19 protein-coding genes are annotated in these 20,056 nt (G+C 42.1%); 3 read left to right on the top strand and 16 right to left on the bottom strand.

What is annotated here, in order from left to right; all coding sequences use genetic code 11:
- Position 1 precedes the first annotated feature (1 nt).
- From CC90_RS0117075 to CC90_RS0117030, 10 genes are all read right to left on the bottom strand, one after another.
- Positions 2–406 (bottom strand): hypothetical protein, encoded by a 405-nt coding sequence (locus CC90_RS0117075; protein WP_031391943.1) that lies wholly within the window; start codon positions 404–406, stop codon positions 2–4.
- A 116-nt stretch (positions 407–522) separates the two neighbouring features.
- On the bottom strand, positions 523–1,335 hold the full coding sequence (locus CC90_RS0117070; RefSeq protein ID WP_051869728.1) for a TraX family protein: 813 nt from the start codon (positions 1,333–1,335) through the stop codon (positions 523–525).
- 613 nt (positions 1,336–1,948) lie between these two features.
- Complete coding sequence (locus CC90_RS0117065) at positions 1,949–2,629, bottom strand: D-lyxose/D-mannose family sugar isomerase (protein ID WP_031391941.1); 681 nt, start codon at positions 2,627–2,629, stop codon at positions 1,949–1,951.
- Complete coding sequence (locus CC90_RS0117060; protein WP_165919330.1) at positions 2,616–4,337, bottom strand: methyl-accepting chemotaxis protein; 1,722 nt, start codon at positions 4,335–4,337, stop codon at positions 2,616–2,618. Before CC90_RS0117060 ends, CC90_RS0117065 begins: the two co-directional genes overlap by 14 nt.
- A gap of 100 nt (positions 4,338–4,437) precedes the next feature.
- Entirely contained in the window at positions 4,438–5,445 is a 1,008-nt protein-coding gene (locus CC90_RS0117055) for an ABC transporter substrate-binding protein (protein WP_031391939.1), read from the bottom strand.
- Positions 5,446–5,496: 51 nt separating this feature from the next.
- The gene (locus tag CC90_RS0117050; protein WP_031391938.1) at positions 5,497–6,495 is read right to left on the bottom strand and encodes an ABC transporter permease; all 999 of its coding nucleotides are present in this window, start codon (positions 6,493–6,495) and stop codon (positions 5,497–5,499) included.
- Between the two features lie 24 nt (positions 6,496–6,519).
- Positions 6,520–8,031 (bottom strand): sugar ABC transporter ATP-binding protein, encoded by a 1,512-nt coding sequence (locus tag CC90_RS0117045; RefSeq protein WP_031391937.1) that lies wholly within the window; start codon positions 8,029–8,031, stop codon positions 6,520–6,522.
- A gap of 245 nt (positions 8,032–8,276) precedes the next feature.
- Positions 8,277–9,725: an ATP-binding cassette domain-containing protein gene (locus CC90_RS0117040; protein WP_031391936.1), complete on the bottom strand. Its 1,449-nt coding sequence runs from the start codon at positions 9,723–9,725 to the stop codon at positions 8,277–8,279.
- 45 nt (positions 9,726–9,770) lie between these two features.
- Complete coding sequence (locus CC90_RS0117035; protein WP_031391935.1) at positions 9,771–10,793, bottom strand: sensor histidine kinase; 1,023 nt, start codon at positions 10,791–10,793, stop codon at positions 9,771–9,773.
- Between the two features lie 127 nt (positions 10,794–10,920).
- On the bottom strand, positions 10,921–12,534 hold the full coding sequence (locus tag CC90_RS0117030) for a response regulator (protein ID WP_031391934.1): 1,614 nt from the start codon (positions 12,532–12,534) through the stop codon (positions 10,921–10,923).
- A 295-nt stretch (positions 12,535–12,829) separates the two neighbouring features.
- Between CC90_RS0117030 and CC90_RS0117025 the strand changes: the two genes are divergently transcribed.
- Positions 12,830–13,576: a MerR family transcriptional regulator gene (locus CC90_RS0117025; protein WP_031391933.1), complete on the top strand. Its 747-nt coding sequence runs from the start codon at positions 12,830–12,832 to the stop codon at positions 13,574–13,576.
- Positions 13,577–13,618: 42 nt separating this feature from the next.
- Here CC90_RS0117025 and CC90_RS0117020 read toward each other — a convergent pair whose 3' ends face one another.
- From CC90_RS0117020 to CC90_RS0117000, 4 genes are all read right to left on the bottom strand, one after another.
- Positions 13,619–13,987, bottom strand: a complete 369-nt coding sequence (locus CC90_RS0117020) for a DUF1284 domain-containing protein (protein WP_031391932.1) — start codon at positions 13,985–13,987, stop codon at positions 13,619–13,621.
- Positions 13,988–14,092: 105 nt separating this feature from the next.
- Complete coding sequence (locus tag CC90_RS0117015; protein WP_031391931.1) at positions 14,093–14,650, bottom strand: biotin transporter BioY; 558 nt, start codon at positions 14,648–14,650, stop codon at positions 14,093–14,095.
- A 515-nt stretch (positions 14,651–15,165) separates the two neighbouring features.
- Positions 15,166–15,822, bottom strand: a complete 657-nt coding sequence (locus CC90_RS0117005) for a flavin reductase (protein ID WP_031391930.1) — start codon at positions 15,820–15,822, stop codon at positions 15,166–15,168.
- Positions 15,823–15,891: 69 nt separating this feature from the next.
- On the bottom strand, positions 15,892–16,602 hold the full coding sequence (locus tag CC90_RS0117000; RefSeq protein WP_051869847.1) for a Crp/Fnr family transcriptional regulator: 711 nt from the start codon (positions 16,600–16,602) through the stop codon (positions 15,892–15,894).
- Between the two features lie 244 nt (positions 16,603–16,846).
- On the opposite strand from CC90_RS0117000, the gene CC90_RS0116995 reads away from it, so the two are divergent.
- Complete coding sequence (locus CC90_RS0116995; RefSeq protein ID WP_031391928.1) at positions 16,847–17,557, top strand: ATP-binding protein; 711 nt, start codon at positions 16,847–16,849, stop codon at positions 17,555–17,557.
- Between the two features lie 87 nt (positions 17,558–17,644).
- Here CC90_RS0116995 and CC90_RS0116990 read toward each other — a convergent pair whose 3' ends face one another.
- Together CC90_RS0116990 and CC90_RS0116985 are read right to left on the bottom strand one after the other, a co-directional pair.
- Complete coding sequence (locus CC90_RS0116990) at positions 17,645–17,878, bottom strand: hypothetical protein (RefSeq protein WP_031391927.1); 234 nt, start codon at positions 17,876–17,878, stop codon at positions 17,645–17,647.
- A gap of 91 nt (positions 17,879–17,969) precedes the next feature.
- Positions 17,970–18,902: an AraC family transcriptional regulator gene (locus CC90_RS0116985; protein WP_031391926.1), complete on the bottom strand. Its 933-nt coding sequence runs from the start codon at positions 18,900–18,902 to the stop codon at positions 17,970–17,972.
- A 176-nt stretch (positions 18,903–19,078) separates the two neighbouring features.
- Here CC90_RS0116985 and CC90_RS0116980 point away from each other — a divergent pair, with 176 nt between their 5' ends.
- Positions 19,079–19,831, top strand: coding sequence for a LysM peptidoglycan-binding domain-containing protein (locus tag CC90_RS0116980; protein ID WP_051869721.1), 753 nt, complete (start codon positions 19,079–19,081; stop codon positions 19,829–19,831).
- Positions 19,832–20,056: the final 225 nt, after the last annotated feature.

Below are 20,056 nucleotides of genomic sequence, written 5' to 3'. Positions count from 1 at the left end.
TTCAGCTCTTTTTTATAAACTCCATACCGCACTTCGGGCAGCGAATCGCGATTTTTCCTTTGCCCTTGGGCACTCTGATTTTCTGCTTGCAACCGGGACATTTATAAATATGATGCGTCTTTCTCTGGCTCATCACATTTTTTTGTTTCGTAAAAAATCTCCGAATTCCCATCGTATATTTCAAAAATGCCTGGTTTTCCGCATAGCGCCGCGTATAATTTCTGGAAAGCATACGGAAATAAGAGTAAATCAGCGCGGCTAACGCTATTCCATATAGAATATTCCATTTTGTAAACAGCGACACTATCATTGCTACCAAGGCTCCGGTAAGTAAAAATCTGTTCAGGGAATCCGCACCATAGGAACCGTATCTACCCTGCATAAAACGCATTAATTTTTCTCTCACGATCGTTGCTCCAATCCATAATTTCCCGTTTTTTTGTAACCTTGATATTTATTCTAAAGATTATGCGCTAAAATGCAATAAAACGATTCACAAATTTTCATTAAAAAAAGCTAAACTTAAAACATCGCCACCTGACTTAGGCCAAGCGCACAGGCAATAAGGTACAGAATCAATATATGAACGGGATAAAAAGCGTAGAAGAGCCATTTAATATTCCAGCCTCTTTCTCCATTATATTTATGTATAGGAATCAATACTAAGAAAGCCGTAATCTCGGTAGGGGACATCACAGTAAGGGTAGTACATCCCAGACCTGCCGACAAAGTCTTCTTATTTCTAAAGAAGTACATAACCGCTACGGTAAGTACACCGAAGGCGCTGTAATCCGTCTGCATAGCTATTGCTGCACCCATTCCGGCAACAAGAACGAGCACGTTCGCGATGGCTTTAATAATCTTGTTCCATTCGGTTTTCTCTTCTATAAATCGCAATCCTATCATAACGAGAAGTCCAAACAGCAAGGTGAAGAATACATTCTGATATCCCCAATAGAAAAAGGCCCCTTTAAAGCCAAGGTCAAAGGGTATCTCGGAAATCAACGCGAACAGGAATAATCTGCTTGCATATTTTTTTACATTATGCGTATGCTCAAAGCCCTCTATCAGCAAGAAGCAGAAAATAGGAAATCCCAATCTGCCCACCAGCCGCAGTACGATATCAGAAATATAGAGAGCCATATTCTGCTGCATAAACATGGCGGCAGAGCTCACATCCATGATGGAGCCCATTCCCTCTTTTATCATCATTCTCTCCAATATAATGGCGCCTGTATGATCGATGAACATGACAATAATCGCAATCAGTTTGATCGTACTTCCTGTGACTCCCTTTTTCTTAGGCATAATCTCCGCCGCAGCTGCATTCTCCATAATAATCCTTCCTCTCCCTTAGTCCGTGTATTCACATATGATGCAGGACATTGCTATATATCAAATAATGATGTAAATAACAATATATAGCATATAAACATTCACTCGATTTGTCAATATTTTATCAAAGTTTCCGGGCTGTCTTCCGGTACTATACCCTTCCCTTTAAATATTGTCTGTCAAAAGGATATGAAAAACGTCGTAGTTGATTATATATCTGGTTTTATAGAAAAATTAAACGACTTTTTCAAGAAGAACCATAAATTTAATTTTACTGATATTACTTTAGGAGATAATCCAAACGCCTAATCATACAGATGACAGCATAACTCTAATTATTGATGGATATTGTGCATTTACAGGTGACCCTCAGGAACTTGATCTAATGGAAGCCTATAATGACCAAGTAATTAGAGATAGTTGGAAGTTAATAAAAGATTATAAAGTAACAAAAATTTATCCAGCCCATGGCAATTCATATACTATAATTTAATACACAATTTTCTTAAAATAAGACATAAGGGAACTTTTTAGGAGTTCCCTTAAAAAATAATATATTATTAACACTGTTCCTTAACATAGCATTAATTTATTATAACTATCCTTTGTCCCGCTACCTCCCTTTAGGATATTCGGTGCAAAGAAGCCTGTAAGGGGGCTCATCTTCTTCAATTGCGGGGAACCGTCCCATTTCTTCGTAAAAGCGGTTATCCGAGGTATCATCATTACACATGGAAACTTCTCCGATCAGTACATCTCCCGTTCCCTTTTTCACATCGAAATCATGATATTGATGGGGCCATAGAGTAATACTTTCTCCCGGGCGCAATTCAACTCCCGTTCCTGCCTTGACATAGTAAGACCTTCCGTCGGAGTTAACCAATACATCGCTGTCGTCAAAGGTTCCGTCTCCCTTGTCATTATATACATGTATAATCAGTGTTCCGCCGCCCCGGTTAATGATATCTTCACTTTTTGTCCAGTGGAAGTGCATGGGGGAATGCTGCCCCTCTTTCAGCATCAATAATTTTTCCGCATAGATCTTTTTATATTTTTTATTCTTTTGGTTCCCATTCCTTAAGGTAATGAGTGCAAATCCTACCTCTTCCCAGTTGCCCAATCCATAATCCGTAATATCCCATCCCAGCATATTATCTCTGATTTCATCGTACTGCTCCCCCTTATCCTCCCACTCCTCCGGTGTCCAGCCGCAAAAAGGAGGCAGTTCAAAGCCATGCTTCTTAATTAATTTTTCCATATATTTAATACTATTATTAATTTCAGACCGTTTCATTTTCTTTTTCCTCCATTGAATGGAAATATGATATGTTGTCAGAAAGCTGCTGGGAGAGCCCGAATATTTTCTTTGTCAGATCGACCATTTGATTTACCAAATTCTCCATATCGATAGACACCTTCAGCGTATGTTCCGAATATCCGGCATTTTTATCCGATTCCTGCAGTAAAAGGGTCATATCCCCGCCAAGACATTCTTTTTTACCATTTATCTCGTCTATATCCCTTACCAGCACCTTTGCATTTTGTTCCAATACCATGATATTCTTTTCCAGCTCTTCAAAAATAGCTTTGGTACTGTTTACACCTCTTACCTGATTCTCCATCGCACGGTTCACGTCTTCCATAACCTGAACCGAGGTCTGAGTCTCGTGAATCAAATTCATGACAATTTGCTCTATTTTTTTTGCAGAGACTGTGGACTGATCGGCTAAGGATTTAATTTGCGCCGCAACCACCGCGAAGCCCTTGCCCAATTCTCCCGCTCTCGCCGCTTCTATGCTGGCATTTAACGACAGCAGGTTTGTTTCTTCCGAAATATTTGCAATCAATGTCGTCGCTTCTTTAATTTCATGCGCGGATTGATTGGTAATATTCGTTTGGCTGGAAATAGTATTTATGGAGATCAAAGAGTCTTTTGTTATGGCTTCCAGTTGATTTAAGATAGCCCTCGTCTCTTTTCCCAGCTCGAAATTTTTTTCGGATAAAGTTCCGATAATCTCTATACTGCTCAGTGAACTGTCGATATGCCTGTTCATTTCACGCATACTTTCATCCGCATTCTGTATTGTATTTACCTGAGCGTCAGCCGACTTTTGTATATCCCGGCTGGAAGAGAGCATCTCGTTTGCCGTGCCTTTTGTGGCATCGGAGGCTTCCTGCATTTCGTCCGATACTTTATGCAGAATATTAGCTTTTTCCTTGATCGAGGAAATTACCCCCATCATTTTTTCCTGCAATTTTTGGGTATCCTTGGATAAATCACCGATTTCATCCTTTCGGTTTCTAATAAGTGTTGTTTTCAGCTCTAATTCTCCGTTGGACAAGCGATTGAGGCAATCTCTGGCTTTCGTCAAATCCTTCAGCGTAGACTTTACAAACACGATGGAAAGAAGACAGAAAAAGACGAGTATGGCAGCTATCATTCCCATGTTCGCATAGATTGCTGTCCGAACGAGAGCCTGCATGCGCTCCACACCGCGCACAGCAACCAATGCTCCTGCCACTTCTCCCGATTCCGGCTGCATGATCGGTATCGCGCAGGCATGATATTGCTTTCCTGCTATTTCCACTTTTTTTGCGAAGACTTCCTTCTCTCCCTCATATATGAGGCCGATCATCTGCTTTACATTCTCAAAATTATCCAGCCTGTTTCCCGCCTCGTCCTTCATGGACGTAACAATGGGGTCCTCACCAAAATAAAATATAATATCAATGCCCGTCCTATCCTTCAGGCTGTCTAGCAAAGCCGCAGAATCAGAGACGTTATAATTCATTCCCCTCCAGACATTTCCGTCCTCTTTCAAAGCATAGTCCCCATACCCCTGTGTGCTGTAAAGATTAGATGCAGAAACTGCAACCGTCCTCAGTCCCTCTTCGATTTCCTGATATAATCCTTTAGAAAATTGTATCTGGCTGATGAGCAATGAAAATATGCTCGTCACTACAATCGGCACTATAGATAATGTTAGAATTTTCCCTCTCATTTTCATTAGAAATCACCTTTTGTTTCTCTGATTGAAAATACGGGCTATCCCCATATGAGATAACCCGTATCCATTTCATTGCGCTTTTATATTGAAAAAATTACAGCCCCTCTTTTGTAATAACAGAAACTCCCGTATCCGTAACAGCTCCGCCGAAGCTCTCTCCGCCAAGAACTGCCACTGCTGCCTTCAAGCCTTCATATCCCATTACATCTGGATTCTGAGCCATAGTAGCCAGTAAGTAACCGTCTTTGATCAAGGATAAGATAGTATCGGATTTGTCGAAGCCTACACCGATTACATCGTCGCCCGCTTCCTGAATGGCATTGCCCACTCCGGTAGTGGAACCTTCATTTGCTCCGAAAATACCAACACATCCGCTTGTAATATAATTTGCCGCAATGTCTTTGGATTTGGCTGCATCACCTTCACTGTACTGGGTTTCGAGAATCTCGAAATCAGAGCCTTCAAAAGCGGAGCGGAATCCGGTTTCGCGAGCCACGCAGGATGCTGTAGCCGCATTTACATTAACAACGCCTATTTTACCGGAAGTGATCCCTTTATCCGTAAGCGCCTTTAACATTTCATCGCCTGCCGTCTTTCCTGCTGCCTGATTATCCGTTGCGAATGTCACTTCGCCTTCAAAATCAGCCGCTGAATCCACATAGATGATTTTTACTCCTGCTGCAACTGCTTCTTCCAAAGCTGCCGTAACCGCATCCGGTCCGTTCGCTGCCAAGAGAATCGCATCCGCATTGTCTGCTACTGCATTATTGATACACTCGATTTGTTTTGCGTCGTCCTTAACATCCGGAGCGAGCCACTTGTATTCAACGTTTCCAAGCTCTTCTGCCGCTTTCTTGCATCCTCCGTCTACATTCACCCAATGCTGGTCCATCTGATCCATCGTGATCAAATAAACTTTATAGCTTTCTGCTGCCGCTGTTTCCTCTGCCGCAGCCTCCTCAGCCGGTGCCTGGGCAGTTTCTTCAGCTGCCGGTGCCGTACTCGTCTCTGCCGCAGGGGCAGTTTCCTTGCTTCCGCAGCCAGCCAGCATGGATGCTGCAACAACAACGCTCAATAATACACTACATAATCTTCTCTTCATTTAATATCCTCCCTTATGAAATATTTGGTTTGTATGATAAAGCAAATGCTTTTATCCTTTTTTGGCTTTTCTTGGTTTACCCGTTCTTACCACTACATCGAGTAAGACGGAAACTACAACGATAATACCGATGACTATATTCCGAATGGCTACCGGCGCCCCCGCAAACTGCAGACCGTTTTGCAGAACTCCCCATATTGCCGCTCCGATAACGGTGCCTAACAATATTCCCTGTCCTCCTAAGGTACTTACACCACCGATAACGGAAGCTGCTACCGCATACATTTCATACATATTTCCTGCATCCATAGTGCCCATTCCTGACGTAGCACAAATGATAAGCCCTACTACACTGGCACAGAACGCACTGACAATATATGCTTTGGTCGTTGTTCCTACAATACCTACGCCGGACAGCTTAGCAGCCTCTACGTTACTGCCGATTGCATAGATATGTCTTCCTGTACGGGTCTTGCTGAGTAAAAAGTTGAAGATAAGCCACAGAATAATGGATATCCATATGGTATTGTACAGGCCTAACGTTTTCCCATAGTAGAAAAAGTCTCTGAAGCCTTTTGCCGCGTCGCCGATAGAATCCGTATTATAGTTATTATTCACGATTTGGGCGATGCCTCTCGCTATTGTCATGGTACCGAGTGTAGCGATAAAAGGCGGCAGCTTGCATTTTGCAACCAACTGACCATTCACTACGCCTACCAGCAGACAGCAGAAAATAGTCACTAAGACCGCTGCCCACGGATTCAGGCCTTTTGTCATGAGAGTTGCCGAAATCATACAGCTCATGCCGACTACCGAGCCGATAGAAAGGTCTATGTTTCCCGTTATCAGCACATAAGATTGACCGATACCGATTAATATGATCGGGGCGATCTGACGAAGCAGATTCCCTATATTTTTAGAGGAAGCAAAGGTCGGATTTAAGATACCGAATACGATACATAATACGATCAGACCTACCGTTACGGTCAATACCTGCCCCATTCCCCTTACCGCCATCATTCTTCTTAAAAAATTCTGTCTGTTTTCCATTTTAGCAGTTATGCTCCTTTCACATTATGCTTCTGCCGCAACCTTCTTTTCAAAACTGGTTGCATATTTCAAGATAGCGTCTTGGGTTGCTTCTTCTGTAATCATTTCTCCTGTCACCTTACCGTCGCACATTACGATAATTTTATCAGAAATCCCCATAACCTCAGGCATTTCCGAGGATACGAACAATACTCCGATTCCTTGCCTTTTCAATTCATTCATTAGATTGTAAATCTCAACCTTTGCAGCAACATCGATTCCTCTTGTAGGTTCATCGAAAATAACTACCCGGGAATTTCTGGCAAGCCATTTGCCTACTACTACCTTCTGCTGATTACCTCCAGAAAGGCTTCCCGCATTTATTTCCGTATTGGGAGTTTTTATTCTCAGGTCGCTTACCGCTTTTTGCGTCATGACTTTTTCTTTTTTGCGATTTACTATACCCAGCTTGTCGCATATAATATCGAGATTGGGAAGTGCGATATTTTCCCTTATGCTCAGCTTAGTGCATAATCCGTCTTTTTTTCTATCCTCCGGGGCCAGAACAATTCCCGCTCTGATCGCATCCATCGGCTTATTTATCGTGATAGGCTTACCATCTAAGATAATTTCTCCCGATTCTTTTGCGTCAACCCCGAAAATCGCTCTCGTGGTCTCCGTCCGTCCGGCTCCCATCAGACCCGCGATTCCTACAATTTCCCCTTCATACAGTTCAAAGCTTACATCCCTCACCATTTTTCCTGCATTAAGATTTTTTACCTCGAATATCTTTTTTCCTTTTTTGCATGATATTCTTGGGAATTTCTCTTTAATTTCGCGGCCTACCATATTGGCTATGATTTCTTCCAGATTTGTATCTCCAAAGTCCATACTCGTTATGTACTGACCATCCCTGAGAATCGTGACTCTGTCCACAATATGCTGCAGTTCCTCAAGTCTGTGGGAAATATATACGATTGCACAGCCCTCCGATTTCAATTGCCTTATGATACGGAACAGATCGTCTATTTCCTTAGACGTAAGGGCGCTTGTCGGTTCGTCCATGATCAATATCTTAGCGTTTGTAGAAAGTGCTTTCGCTATTTCCACCATCTGCTGCTTAGATACGGCCAGGTCTCCTACCACAGTATCAGGGGAGATATCCATATTCAGTTTATCCAATATTCCTTTTGCCTGCTTCTCCATCTCTTTGTCTGAGAGAATGCCCGATTTTGTTTTTTCCCTGCCCAGAAAAATATTTTCTGCCACTGTTAAGTGGGAGCACATATTTAACTCCTGATGTATGATTGCAACTCCCAGTTCCTGCGCCTTTTTAGGAGACATATCGTGCACTTCTTCGCCAAAAACTTTAATCGTTCCCGAATCCTTTTCATAGATGCCGCTTAAAATCTTCATAAGAGTAGATTTACCGGCCCCGTTCTCACCCAGCAGCGCAAGTACTTCGCCGGCCTTCAAGTTGAAGTTTACATTATCCAAAGCCAATACGCCCGGAAAGCCTTTACTTACTCCGCTTACTTCAACGATATATTCTCCCATTCCATTCACCTTCCATTTTAGCTATATCGTGTTGTTGTATTTCAGAACAAAAGTGTGCTTCGTCCACCTTCGTAACCAAATACTTCGGCAGCACAGCTTTTGTTCCGCGCGCGTAGCTGCGCATTGTTTGCCCAAAGGGCTTTTATGTAATAGAGCAATTTCCTATTACATAAAAAAGTATAACACCCGCTACAAATTGATTGTAGGGGTGTTTCTTTGGAATAAGGGGGGCATTCTTTTGGTCTTTATATGCTTATTTCAATACTGCCGAAAGCATCCGGAAGATATTCCTGCGTTACTGTTCCATCCTCCAGCAACAGCAGCTTGTCCGCTACAAACAGGGAATCCGAAATCGTAACCGCTAAGATGATAACGGCGATTCCCTTCCTCTTAAGAGTTCTTATGAGATGGATAATATGCCTTCGAACATACATATCCGCATTAGAAAACGGCTGAACGATAAAAACCACTTTGGGATTTAACAAATGTATCCGGTAATAAATGATATTGTAAAGAGATTTCTTATCCAGAGTCCTGATATCCGTCACATATACTTCTTCCCCCAATTCTTTGTAGTATTCTCTTTGAATACTTTTCTTAACATTCTCGGTTAATGTTATACGAGGAGTTTTAAAATCCAGCAGGAAGCTCAGATTGTCTATGTAACTCATATCGTAAAACAGCATAGTTTCGATAGCTTGTCCCCCAATAATGCCGAAATTGACCTTCCCCTTCTTTCTGAGGTTCTTTTTATCTATTACCTCTGCATTTATCTCTATGGAACCGGCCTCCAGTTCCTTTTCTCCGCTCAGACAGGAAATAATATCCTGCTGAGACTTTTTACTCTTGTCGTACAGCACCACACATTCTCCCGGGCGCATGCTAAAAGTCAGGTCATGCAAGTCTTGTGTAGTAATACCATGAAAATAAATCGCTCCGCTGCTTTCTTCCGGAATCTTCTTATCCTTGTCCTCGAAAGAAATGGTATATGGAATTACATTTTCATCCTTCATATCTTTCTTATCGAATACCTTTATGACCTTGCCGTCCTTCATAAATGCCGCTCTGTTACAAAATGGAAAAACCTCCTCATGGTGGCTTCCGAAGTACAGAATCGTATGGCCCTTATGAGCAGCCTTAACGAGCAGGTTTTTGAAGTTCTCCAAATCCTTCGTACTCAAAACATTGCTGATATCATCCACTATAATCAGCCTGGTTCCCTGAATGATCGCCTTCAGCACCTCGACGACGCACCTCTCATACTCCGTAAGTTCCATGCAAAATGCTCTCGGATCGATATTTACTTCCATATCCTGCAGCAAAAAAACCAATTGATTGGCAAGGACTCTTTTGTTGATGCAATATTTTTTGAATCCCTTCCTAAGCACAAAAATATTGTCTGTCACGGTGAGGTTATCCACCAGCCTGCTGCTTTGCCCTAATAAATATACTTTATTCTGGATTTCTTCCCTATGGTGATAGCTGTTGACCTGATGGCCGAAAAAATAAATCCTGCCAAATTTAATCGGGATATTTTTACATATCAACTGCACGAGCCTGTCCTTTCCGTGCTCGTTGATTCCTATGAGTCCAAAGATTTCTCCTTGAAAAATATGTAAATTGAAGTTATCCAGATTGGTCATATCATTTCCTTCGGTAATGACATTTTCCATTCGCAAAATTTCTTTTTTCACCGATATACATGCCCTTCTCTTGATTTGCGGTATAAAGACAAATACCTATCCCTGCTCCGTAATTACCGGCAGCGTAATTTCCACATCCGTTCCTACGTCCTTCGTACTGTAAATGTATACTCCGTATTCCTCCCCAAATAAAAGCTTGATCCGGTTATTTACATTGATAATCGCAATTCCGCCCCGCTTTTCCCGCTTAGGTTCCATGACGTCCTCCATGGAATTGGTAAGCAATTTGTTATTAAGCTCCTCCAAAAGTTCATCCGGCATCCCCATTCCATCATCCGATATGCGGATAATCAATCGGTCATACGTGCGGTCAACACGAATCTTCAGATTACCCTTTCCTATTTTGGGCTCTATTCCATGATAAATCGAATTCTCGACAATCGGCTGCAATACCAGCTTAGGCAGAAACAGGTTCAAAGCGGACAAATCGTCCACTTCTTCATCATATTCTATACTGAGGCTTAATTTATCCCCGAACCGGTACTGCTGGATAATGTAATAATTCTCTATATTCGACAGCTCATCCTCCAGGGTCACCAGCTTATCCACATTCGATATGGTATAGCGGAAAAAAGTAGCCAGGGCTTCGGTCATGGACGCAACCCCATCCATCCCGCTGCACAGAGCCTCGCTTCGTATGCTCTCCAGCGTATTATATAAAAAATGAGGATTGATTTGATTCTGAAGCGCCAGATACTGGGCCTGCTTCTTGGAAATATTTAAAATCTCCGTCCGGTTCAAACCTTCTCCGAGCATGCGCAGCGCTTTATTAACGTTTGGACTGACATTTATATTTTGTTCTAACAGATTATCGACCAGATAACCTTCTGTATAGAGCTTAATTATTCTATCGATTTGTCTGTACTTGCGGTACACCAATAAGTAACCTGCATACAAAATAAACGCTTCGGCAATCAGACCAAAGATGAATACTATCTTAAAGCCGTCCGCATGAAGCGCGGCAACCAGCAGTCCGCCCAGCAGAAATACCTGAAGCAGTAGCACCAGCAAAAGCCATAGCTTTACATTTCCAATAAGATACTTCTTATCTCTACTCATAATAGTACCCATGCCCTTTCCATACCTGCAAACATTAAGCCGGATGTACAGCACATCTTAGGCATAATACCTGCAAGCAAAATAAATCTCGCTGTGAAAATTTATGTTTTACACGGTCCTCCAGCGTTTACGAATATATTTTTCTATATTCATTGGGCTTTAAATTCGTATACTTGGCAAATCCTTTCGTAAAATGTTTATTGTCGCTGTATCCCACCTCGGTGCATATAGCGGCAACACTAAGATTGGTATCCTTCAAAAGCTCCTTTGCCTTTTCCATTCTTATCTCCGTTAAATATTCGGAGAATGTTTTACCCGTTTCCTTTTTGAACAGCGAGCTGAAGTAGGTTGCGTTAAATCCGACCAAATCGCTTACAATTTCCAGGGATACCGGTTCTTTAAAATGCTCCTTCATATATTGCTTGGCATCCCGGATCGGTTTATTGTCTTCCTGCTGCTTCTCTGCCACAGCCTTTCGAAAGGACATTACTATAGCCCTGGTCAGGTAGGAAAAAACCTCATCCGCAGTTCCTATGTTCTCGATATTCGTACTGAATTTTTCAAAGAAGCTTTCCGCTTCCTTCACTGCGAATTTGTTCTGCCTCATGGTGAACAAATATAGATTCATCGCTTCCTTTGACATTTGGATGATTTCGTGTCCAGTCGTATTCTCTTTATTCCTCAGAGCGGTCTGCAAATAGCGGAGCGCATTTATGAGAGAGGCCTCACTGAGCTTTTCCAGCGAATCCGTCATCTGTTTGTTAAAGTCGTAAAAGAGCTTGCTGTCGGCCACTTCATTCAACGATGTGTTCTCTCCCTCGATTACTTTGTTGATGCCCAGGATGAGTCTCTGCTCGATTGCCCATGACGCCGTCTTTAAGGAAATGATAAAGCCGGATATATCCTCTTCTACAATTCCCGCTCCAAGAGTAATCCTCAGATTTTCCAAAACATCCTTCTGCAAAAGCAGCTCGTCCAAAATCGATTTCAGTGTTTTACGGATGGAGCGCTTGCTTTCATTGCTGAAGTTAAGCACCGCATAACACATATTTCCGTCAAATACGCATTCCATTTCATAGCATTCCCCTGCAAGACGCTTGTTTACCGACTGCAGCACCTTGTCTTGAATATAAGTAATATTGCTTTGAAAAGAGCTGTCGATTCCATCTATTTTTATTAAGACAACTTGATAGCAGCCTCTCTTAAATTTATAATGATATTCTTCGTTAATAACCTCAATGGTTATTTCTTCTTTCCTTTTCTCTTTTCGGAATAATACCTCTGTAAAAAAGGCAGATCTAAGCTTATCCACACTGTTTTTGACCGTTATCCGGTTCTGCTCTTCGGCGGAAAGCCTTTCCTTCTTCTCCATATACTCCGCCCTTATTCTCGTAAGGGTATCCGTAAGCTCCGCCTTCTTGATCGGTTTGAGCAAATAGTCCTTCACACCGTAGCGTATGGCATTCTGGGCATATTCGAAATGACGGTATCCGCTGATAATGATAATATCCATATCTGTGCATGTTTCTTTGGCCCTTCTGATCATTTCAAGACCGTCATAGCCCGGCATACGGATGTCCGTTATCACTATATCAGGATGGTATTTCTGAATTGCTTCCAAGGCCTCTATTCCGTTATGAACAATAGCCTGCACCTGCATATCCAATTGCTCCCAGTCCACTAGTTTATAAATTAGCTGGCAGATTTTATCCTCGTCATCGGCAATAATAACCTTCATCATAACCCTCCTTTAACAGTAAATATTTATTATTATAGCAGTTAAGTTATTGGGTAACAACTTTTTATTACACTGCTATTTTTTTGATAATTTATACAATAGATATAAAAAGTTATCAATAATTACAAGCAAAGGATGTGTTTCATTGACAATATACAATAGGCTAAGCAATATATGTAATAAATCTGATAATAACGGGCTTAATAAAAAATTCAAAAAATGATAAAATAATATTGACTCTCACGTTACGTCATAGTGTAGATTATAGTTACGGCCGAGAAATGGAGGTGTTCCAACATTGAATTTAAAAATAAAAGAAATCGCAGACCTGACCGGGGTTACTGTGCGCACTCTTCACTATTATGATGAAATAGGCTTATTGAAGCCGGGCGTTGTGACTGAAACAGGGTATCGCCTTTATAATGAAGATAACCTCGAACTGCTGCAGCAAATATTGTTTTTCAGAGAGCTGGACTTTCCTCTAATCGAGATAAAGGAAATAGTGACCAGTCCCTTCTTCGACAAAGCAAAAGCTTTGCAAAAGCATCGGGAGCTGCTTCTTAAGAAACGGGAACGCCTGAACAATTTAATCAATTTAACAGAAAAAACATTAAAAGGAGAGTCTACCATGAGTTTTAAAGAATTTGATATGACAGAAATCGAAGAATCGATGAAAGAATACGCAGAGGAAGTGCAGGAACGCTGGGGCAATACGCAAGCTTATGCGCAGAGCAGGAAACGCACATCCTCCTACAACAAAGAGCAATGGGCACAAATCGACGCAGAGGTAAAGGGAATCTTCCGTACCTTCGCAGACCTTAGCAGCCAAGGGCTATCCCCCGGCAGCGAACAGGCGCAAGCTGCGGTAAAGAGCTGGCAGAATTGCATTTCCAACCACTTTTACACATGCGGCGATGAAATGCTTGCATCCCTCGGCATGATGTATACCGAGGATGAACGATTCCGTAAAAACCTCGATGAGTTCGGCGACGGTACTGCACAGTTCATGTCGAAGTCCATTGAAATCTACTGCACAGGCCGGTAAGCGAAAGCTTCCGGCCTGTGGGCTGTTGTTATATATGAAAATTTATTTGCAAATGGCATTCCACTCGCAGTCGCCGCAAACCGCTTCGCGCTTCCCGGCGACCAAGATATTCTCATTCAAAAGCTGCTCGAACAGCTTCCATTCTATTTCCGCTTTCTGGTCCAGGCTGCATAATCGCAGCACTTCTTTATCATACCGCTGCACCTTCTCCTCGCTTTCGCACGTCCCATTTTTATTGTGTGGGCAAACACTGCATATTTCATCCGTCCGGCTATGGAGTAGAACGGTGGGATTCTTGCTGACCTCCGCTTTTATCTCCGCCATATGCTTTACGAATTCGCTGCTGTATCCCTTTCCTCCAAAAAAAGAGAGGCACAGCCCATGATGGGGTCTTATTTCATATATTTTCATAATGCTTTTATTTCCTTTTTTCCAGCATCCTTTTCTTCCTGCTTACAGAGGTTTACAAAGCAGAAAGCATCTCTTGAATCACGTTCTTGCGTAGCCTAACCGTAACTACAAAGTTCCGATTACTCTGTTTAAACGCCTGCTAAGTATAAGCGCCAGCGCCAGCTTCACAATATCGGGAATAATAAACGGAATCACACACCAGCCAAGAACCGTTCCAAGGCCAACCGCTCCTGTATTTTTCGCGTACAGCATCATGAACCACAAGGTGCCAAAGGCATAGCAGACAATCAGACCTAATACCATGGAAACTATCATCACCCAATTCTTCCTGCCAAACAACCTCTCCGCGCCCCACATAATGAGTGCAATAAACAGGAATCCGATAATATATCCTCCTGTATTACCGAGCAAAACCCCCATACCGCCTGTACCTCCTGCCCATACCGGCAATCCGATGGCCCCAAGCAGTATATAAATTAAAATAGCGACAGTCCCCCTCTTGCCTCCTAAAACACCTACTGCCAAGAAGACCCCGAAGGTCTGCAAGGTAAACGGAACCATCGTAGGAATTGCTATCCAGGAACAAATCGCCATCAACACTGCAAAAATCGCTATGTATGCCATATCATATGTCTTACTTTTTCCTACCTTCACTGCGTCCATGTCATATCCTCCGTCTCAATCCAAAAATATTGATTACTTAATTTACTATTAAGTTTTATTGTTATTAAATTTTAGTGCTGTTTTGGTACTGTTTTATTTTGTTGTTATTTCTTAATTATGCTGTTGCTTTTCTTGAGCTCTGTGAAAGTATATCATTTCAGCTTACTATTGTCAACTTTTTTTCTACATTGGTTGACAATCTGTTTGTGAAGCTCACACCCTCTTTTATATTCATCATGTTCAATCCGGATTTCTCTATAAAAACTTTCTTCGGCATCACTATTTTTATTCTGCGTGCGTAGCTGCGCATCCTTTGCACGGAGAGCGACACGAGTGTTTTCCACTCGTGTTTATATCATGGTAAGGTAATACTTTCACACGTTAAAACAGCAAGGTATTTCCTGTGATATAAAAAAGCGGCTTGCATTTTCTCACTGAAACCCACCATCACTACATAAATGGTTTCATTTAGAAAACACAGCCGCTTACGCCTTCTCAATCTCTTATTCTTACTTTTATTCTTCTACCCTCGTAAACCTATCGGATCCCATTCCGCAAACGGGACATTTGAACTCCTCCGGTATTGGGTCTTCTCCTTCATAAACATATCCGCACACCTGGCAGACATATTTCACCTTGCTTCCGCTCTCTTTTGCCGGCTGGGGTTTTTCCTCAGGCAAATAAGTCGGAGCATTTTTAGGACTTTTTCCTTTTATCACATTATGGTAATAAGCATAGGTCATCGCTTGTGACGAAGGGTCATAAACCTGCGCATCCAGTACCTTTCCTAAAAATACCGTATGGCTGGCTGTCTCCATCTTGTTGATGACTTCGCAAACTACATAACCGCACGTAGATTTTACTACGGGTACTCCCTGAACTATTTCGTAATTTACATCCGTGAACTTGTCCACATCTTTTCCTGAGCAGAAGCCGAATTTACCGATCAAGCCGGAATCGGAATCCTCTGCGAGAATGGAAAAAGTAAAATTGCCATTGGCATCGATACAGCCGTTCGTGTAATTATCGTGATTAATGCTTATCGCTACGGTCGCCGGATCAGATGTAATCTGCATGATGCTGTTGGCAATGCAACCCGTTGGACGCTCCCCATCCATCGTCGAAACAATGTATACTCCGTAAGACATATCTCTGAAAATATTAGCATCCATAACCCTAACCTCCATATATTTTTATCTGCATAGATTATCATTTTACAGTTGTGAAATTAATAACAATTACTATTTTACTATAACATTTTTTTCTGCAAAGTCAAGCGCTCCGCATCCGGAACTGCTAAGCTTAAACTTATTTTTTTCGAAGGAAATAATGCCTTCTTTACGCAGCTTTCCAAGCTCTTTCGACATGGCGCTCCGATCTACGGAAAGGTAATCGGCCATCTGCTGTCTGTCAAAAGGAATTATGAATTCCGGGCTGTGAGCCTTTCTCGACTGCTCTGAGAGATAGGACAGCAGCTTTTCCCTTGTGCTCCTCTGCATGATATGTCCCATTTTCGCCGTCAGCATCAAATTTTTCCCCGCAAGCACATCTAAGAGGTTTCGAATCAGAATATTGTGAAATCTGCTTTCCACTCCGTCCGCACCGGTCACTTTGTAAATATCGAGAAAAAGAACTTCCGCCTTGTCAGCCGCAACCACATCCACTCCCAGTTCCTCAAAGCGAAGGCATGCATAGGTCTCTGCAAAAATCTGTCCGGGACCGATCTCCGTTAAAATATTCCTATTTCCCCAAAAATCCTCCCTCACGATATGGACATCCCCATGGAGTACCATACCGAGCAGATGTACGTGTTCTCCTGTTCTGAAAATAAATTCTTCTTTTTCATAGCTTTCGATATACGCTCCGAGAACACAGAACATTTTTTCTATTTCATTTTCTTCAATACCTGCAAAAAGCGGACTTCGTTTTATAATTTCAAAATATTCTTTCATAAAATCCTCCATTTCGCGCGCCTTCGGGCGCAGTACAAACAGCAATGAGAGTTCTGCTTTCTTTCACACCGGCAACCTGACACTTTCTAATAGTTACAAGTGTATAATTTTAAAAATTTTTTAATCATTTTATTTGCGTTGCAAAAACAACATACTTCTTTTTAATATTTTACTATACTCATCACATAAGAACAAGAAAGAAAATACGGAGTAACGAGTCTAAATCGGAAAGGATGATATTAAGATGAAAAGAACGATTATAAAAATTGATGCGGATAAATGTAATGGATGCGGTGCCTGCGCGGCTGCTTGTCACGAGGGTGCTATTGGAATGGTAGACGGCAAAGCCGTACTGCTTCGGGATGATTACTGCGACGGTCTGGGCAACTGCCTTCCTGTCTGCCCTACGGAAGCTATTAGCTTCGAAGAACGTGAAGCGGCTGCATATGATGAAGAAGCCGTAAAACAGAATCAATTGAAAAAGGAAAGGGACGCCGCTCCGGCATTTACCTGTCCCGGTTCCCGCTCACAGGCTCTCGAAAGAAAAGCTCCTCCTGCCGAAGAGAAGAGCCATGGCGTTGAAGAAATAAACAGCGAACTGATGCAGTGGCCTGTTCAGATTAAATTGGTTCCCGTTAATGCACCTTATTTCGACAATGCCAATCTGTTAATCGCCGCCGATTGTACTGCATATGCCTATGGTAATTTCCACCGCGATTTTATCAAGAACCATATTACCATTATCGGCTGCCCTAAGCTTGACATGGAGGATTACAGCGAGAAATTAACGGAAATCATAAGGAACAACAATATAAAGAGCGTAAAAATCGTAAGAATGGAAGTTCCCTGCTGCGGAGGAATCGAAGCTGCTGCCAAAACCGCCCTTCAGGCAAGCGGAAAATTCATACCTTGGCAAGTAATAACAATAGGTACTAATGGAGAAATCCTCGCGTAAAAACAGAAAATTTCCCTCAGAAAAGGGATTAGGCTTGTTTACCCATATTAGGTAAACAAGCCCTTTATTTATGATGAAATATATACATCAACTAATTAAACAATGGACAACTTTCAGATAGTCCTTGTAATCCGGTATGGAAAGAGTTATCTTCAGGCTGTTATGATTCTCCCTGAATCTTTCCTTTAACGCAGATTGTATACTCCATTCTTTATTAATATTACTCTTATATCCATTTTCCTGAACTATATTAACCGTGCCGCTGCAATCATTCACAGCCTTTAGAAAAGCCGGCATATCTAAAATATTAAACTTGAACATCTGCATCCTCCTTCAAACTATTTCTCAGGTTACATAAGGCTTGCTCGTTACGATATTAATATAACGCAGATATTCACATAAAAATATACTTTTAATGCCAATCTTTATCACTATCCTGCCATTTTTTTCGATATTCCATCGGAGTGCACCCCTTATTCTCCCGAAAAACTCTTCCAAAATAGCTGCTGCTTCCCAAACCGCAGACACTTCCTATCGAAGTAATCGGTTCCCTGGTGCTTACCAGCAAATTACATGCTAACTGCAATCTATAATCATTGAGATACTCTATCGGAGTCATCCTCATATTCTCCTTGAAGGACCGGAAGCATTCCCGTTCGCTGATAAATGCTGCATCCGCAATTTCCTTTACCGAAATCTTTTCATCATAATGCTCATGAATAAAACTGAGCATCATTTTAAGCTTTTCATTTGCCTTTTCATGCCGCGGACTTTTCCCTTGCTTTTCCTGCCATGTCTCTTCCAATGTTTCCAGAAGACGATACCATATTCCAGATAACAGTTCAATTAATTTTATTTCATAAGCAAATTCCTCTTTTTCAATTTCAAAGGATTTCCTTACTTTCTCCAGGATTTCCTTATGCTCCTCCTTTTGTGGATAAAACCCCAGAACTTCAATTGACGGAGATGTTATAAGCGGCCTGATATATTTTTGTTCCATCAGACTCCCCGGTCTTCCGCCGATAAGAGAGACGTCAAAAATATGAACTTTCTGAATCGTTTTCTCCTCTCCCTTCGGCTGCTTTGTCATATGAAGAATATTAGAATTAATAAGCCCCGCGCTTCCGGGCGGAAAAAAAGTTCTCCCTCCGGGCGTATGATATTCAAGGCTCCCTTGCTCAATGTAAAATAACTCCATCTCTTTATGCCAATGCCAGGGTATTTGACTGTGTGTCTCTTTATTAAATTCGACATAGGAAGCGAGATGAGGAAAACCGAACGGCATCTCCGGCAACGCTTCTTCTTTACTGCCTTTTATAAATTGAATATTCTCAACTACCTGCAAGCTGCCTCCTCCTTTTTTTAACCGTACATCGTCAAATTTAGTATAGCATGCCCCATTTTTCATTTAAACATTTTTTTCTTATCCACACGCCTTTTTTCCCTCTCTATGACAAAGCAGCATGTGGCAAAGGGGCCTTCAAGGCATATGATACTAATAAATGAAAAGGAGATATCTATATGAATTGTTTTCAAAAAGTACAATATACAATCCGCAGGGGTGACAATCTATATCAGCTTTCCCGCTATTTCCAGACTACGGTGCAAGATATTCTCGCTCTGAATCCCGGCCTCGACCCATACAATCTTCAAATAGGAAGCAATATTATCATTTGCCCCAGCGAACAATTTATTTCGCAAGCATTCCCTTCGGATCCTCCCGCCTGCCCCAACCCTTCCATGCAGTTCAACCTTCTTGGCGATATGCGTGAAGTGTGGATACAGCACGTATACTGGACACGCCTGCTTCTCATCAGCATTGCGAACCGGCTGGCGGATGAAGATGCTACCAAGGCCCGCCTCCTTGAAAATCCGGCGGATGCCGCGGCAATATTCGCAAACTTCTATTCTCCGGCTACCGCAGGGACCATCGAACAGCTCTTAACTGAACATCTAACAATCGGAGCCGACTTGATCACTGCCTTACGCGACGATAACACTGCGGAAGCAGAGGACCTTACCAGAAGATGGTATCAGAATGCAGATCAAATGGCGGAAGCATTCAGCAGCATTAATCCCTTTTACAACCTCGAAGACGTTCGGAAGATGCTTTACGACCATCTCAACCTGACCACACAGGAAGTAGAAGCCCAGCTCGCAAATGACTTTGAAGTCGGTATTGCAGCCTTCAACCGCGTAGAGCAGGAAGCTCTGGATATGGCTGATTATTTTTCTTCAGGAATCATGCGCCAGTTTCCCCAGCAATTTATGTAAGACAGAACGGAAACAGAAAATGCAAAAATTCCCGATACGATATTCTTGTACCGGGACAGGAACAAAAGTGTGCTTCATACATTCTCGCGACCAAGTACTTCGTCAGTACAGCCGTTGTTCCGTGCGCGCAGCTGCGCATCCATTTTTTTTAATAGAAACTCTTTCCTATTAATCTGAACCACCGGCTTATGAAGTGAACCCCTTTTGTTAGATAAAATAAAATCT

Origin of the sequence: Kineothrix alysoides (assembly GCF_000732725.1) — a bacterium.
GTDB classification, from domain to species: domain Bacteria; phylum Bacillota; class Clostridia; order Lachnospirales; family Lachnospiraceae; genus Kineothrix; species Kineothrix alysoides.
The sequence above is the reverse complement of the archived record's forward strand: the minus strand, read 5'-3'. Positions and strand labels throughout refer to the sequence as shown.

Bases quoted from the DNA above. Each gene is read 5' to 3' on its own strand.
- CC90_RS0117070 (WP_051869728.1), bottom strand. From the start codon at position 1,335: ATGGAGAATGCAGCTGCGGCGGAGATTATGCCTAAGAAAAAGGGAGTC.
- CC90_RS0117015 (WP_031391931.1), bottom strand. From the start codon at position 14,650: ATGGACGCAGTGAAGGTAGGAAAAAGTAAGACATATGATATGGCATAC.
- CC90_RS0116980 (WP_051869721.1), top strand. From the start codon at position 19,079: ATGAATTGTTTTCAAAAAGTACAATATACAATCCGCAGGGGTGACAAT.
- CC90_RS0117045 (WP_031391937.1), bottom strand. From the start codon at position 8,031: ATGGGAGAATATATCGTTGAAGTAAGCGGAGTAAGTAAAGGCTTTCCG.
- CC90_RS0117050 (WP_031391938.1), bottom strand. From the start codon at position 6,495: ATGGAAAACAGACAGAATTTTTTAAGAAGAATGATGGCGGTAAGGGGA.
- CC90_RS0117065 (WP_031391941.1), bottom strand. From the start codon at position 2,629: ATGAAACGGTCTGAAATTAATAATAGTATTAAATATATGGAAAAATTA.
- CC90_RS0116995 (WP_031391928.1), top strand. From the start codon at position 16,847: ATGAAAAGAACGATTATAAAAATTGATGCGGATAAATGTAATGGATGC.
- CC90_RS0116990 (WP_031391927.1), bottom strand. From the start codon at position 17,878: ATGTTCAAGTTTAATATTTTAGATATGCCGGCTTTTCTAAAGGCTGTG.
- CC90_RS0117005 (WP_031391930.1), bottom strand. From the start codon at position 15,822: ATGGATGCTAATATTTTCAGAGATATGTCTTACGGAGTATACATTGTT.
- CC90_RS0117020 (WP_031391932.1), bottom strand. From the start codon at position 13,987: ATGAAAATATATGAAATAAGACCCCATCATGGGCTGTGCCTCTCTTTT.
- CC90_RS0117030 (WP_031391934.1), bottom strand. From the start codon at position 12,534: ATGATGAAGGTTATTATTGCCGATGACGAGGATAAAATCTGCCAGCTA.
- CC90_RS0117060 (WP_165919330.1), bottom strand. From the start codon at position 4,337: ATGAGAGGGAAAATTCTAACATTATCTATAGTGCCGATTGTAGTGACG.
- CC90_RS0117035 (WP_031391935.1), bottom strand. From the start codon at position 10,793: ATGAGTAGAGATAAGAAGTATCTTATTGGAAATGTAAAGCTATGGCTT.
- CC90_RS0117000 (WP_051869847.1), bottom strand. From the start codon at position 16,602: ATGAAAGAATATTTTGAAATTATAAAACGAAGTCCGCTTTTTGCAGGT.
- CC90_RS0117055 (WP_031391939.1), bottom strand. From the start codon at position 5,445: ATGAAGAGAAGATTATGTAGTGTATTATTGAGCGTTGTTGTTGCAGCA.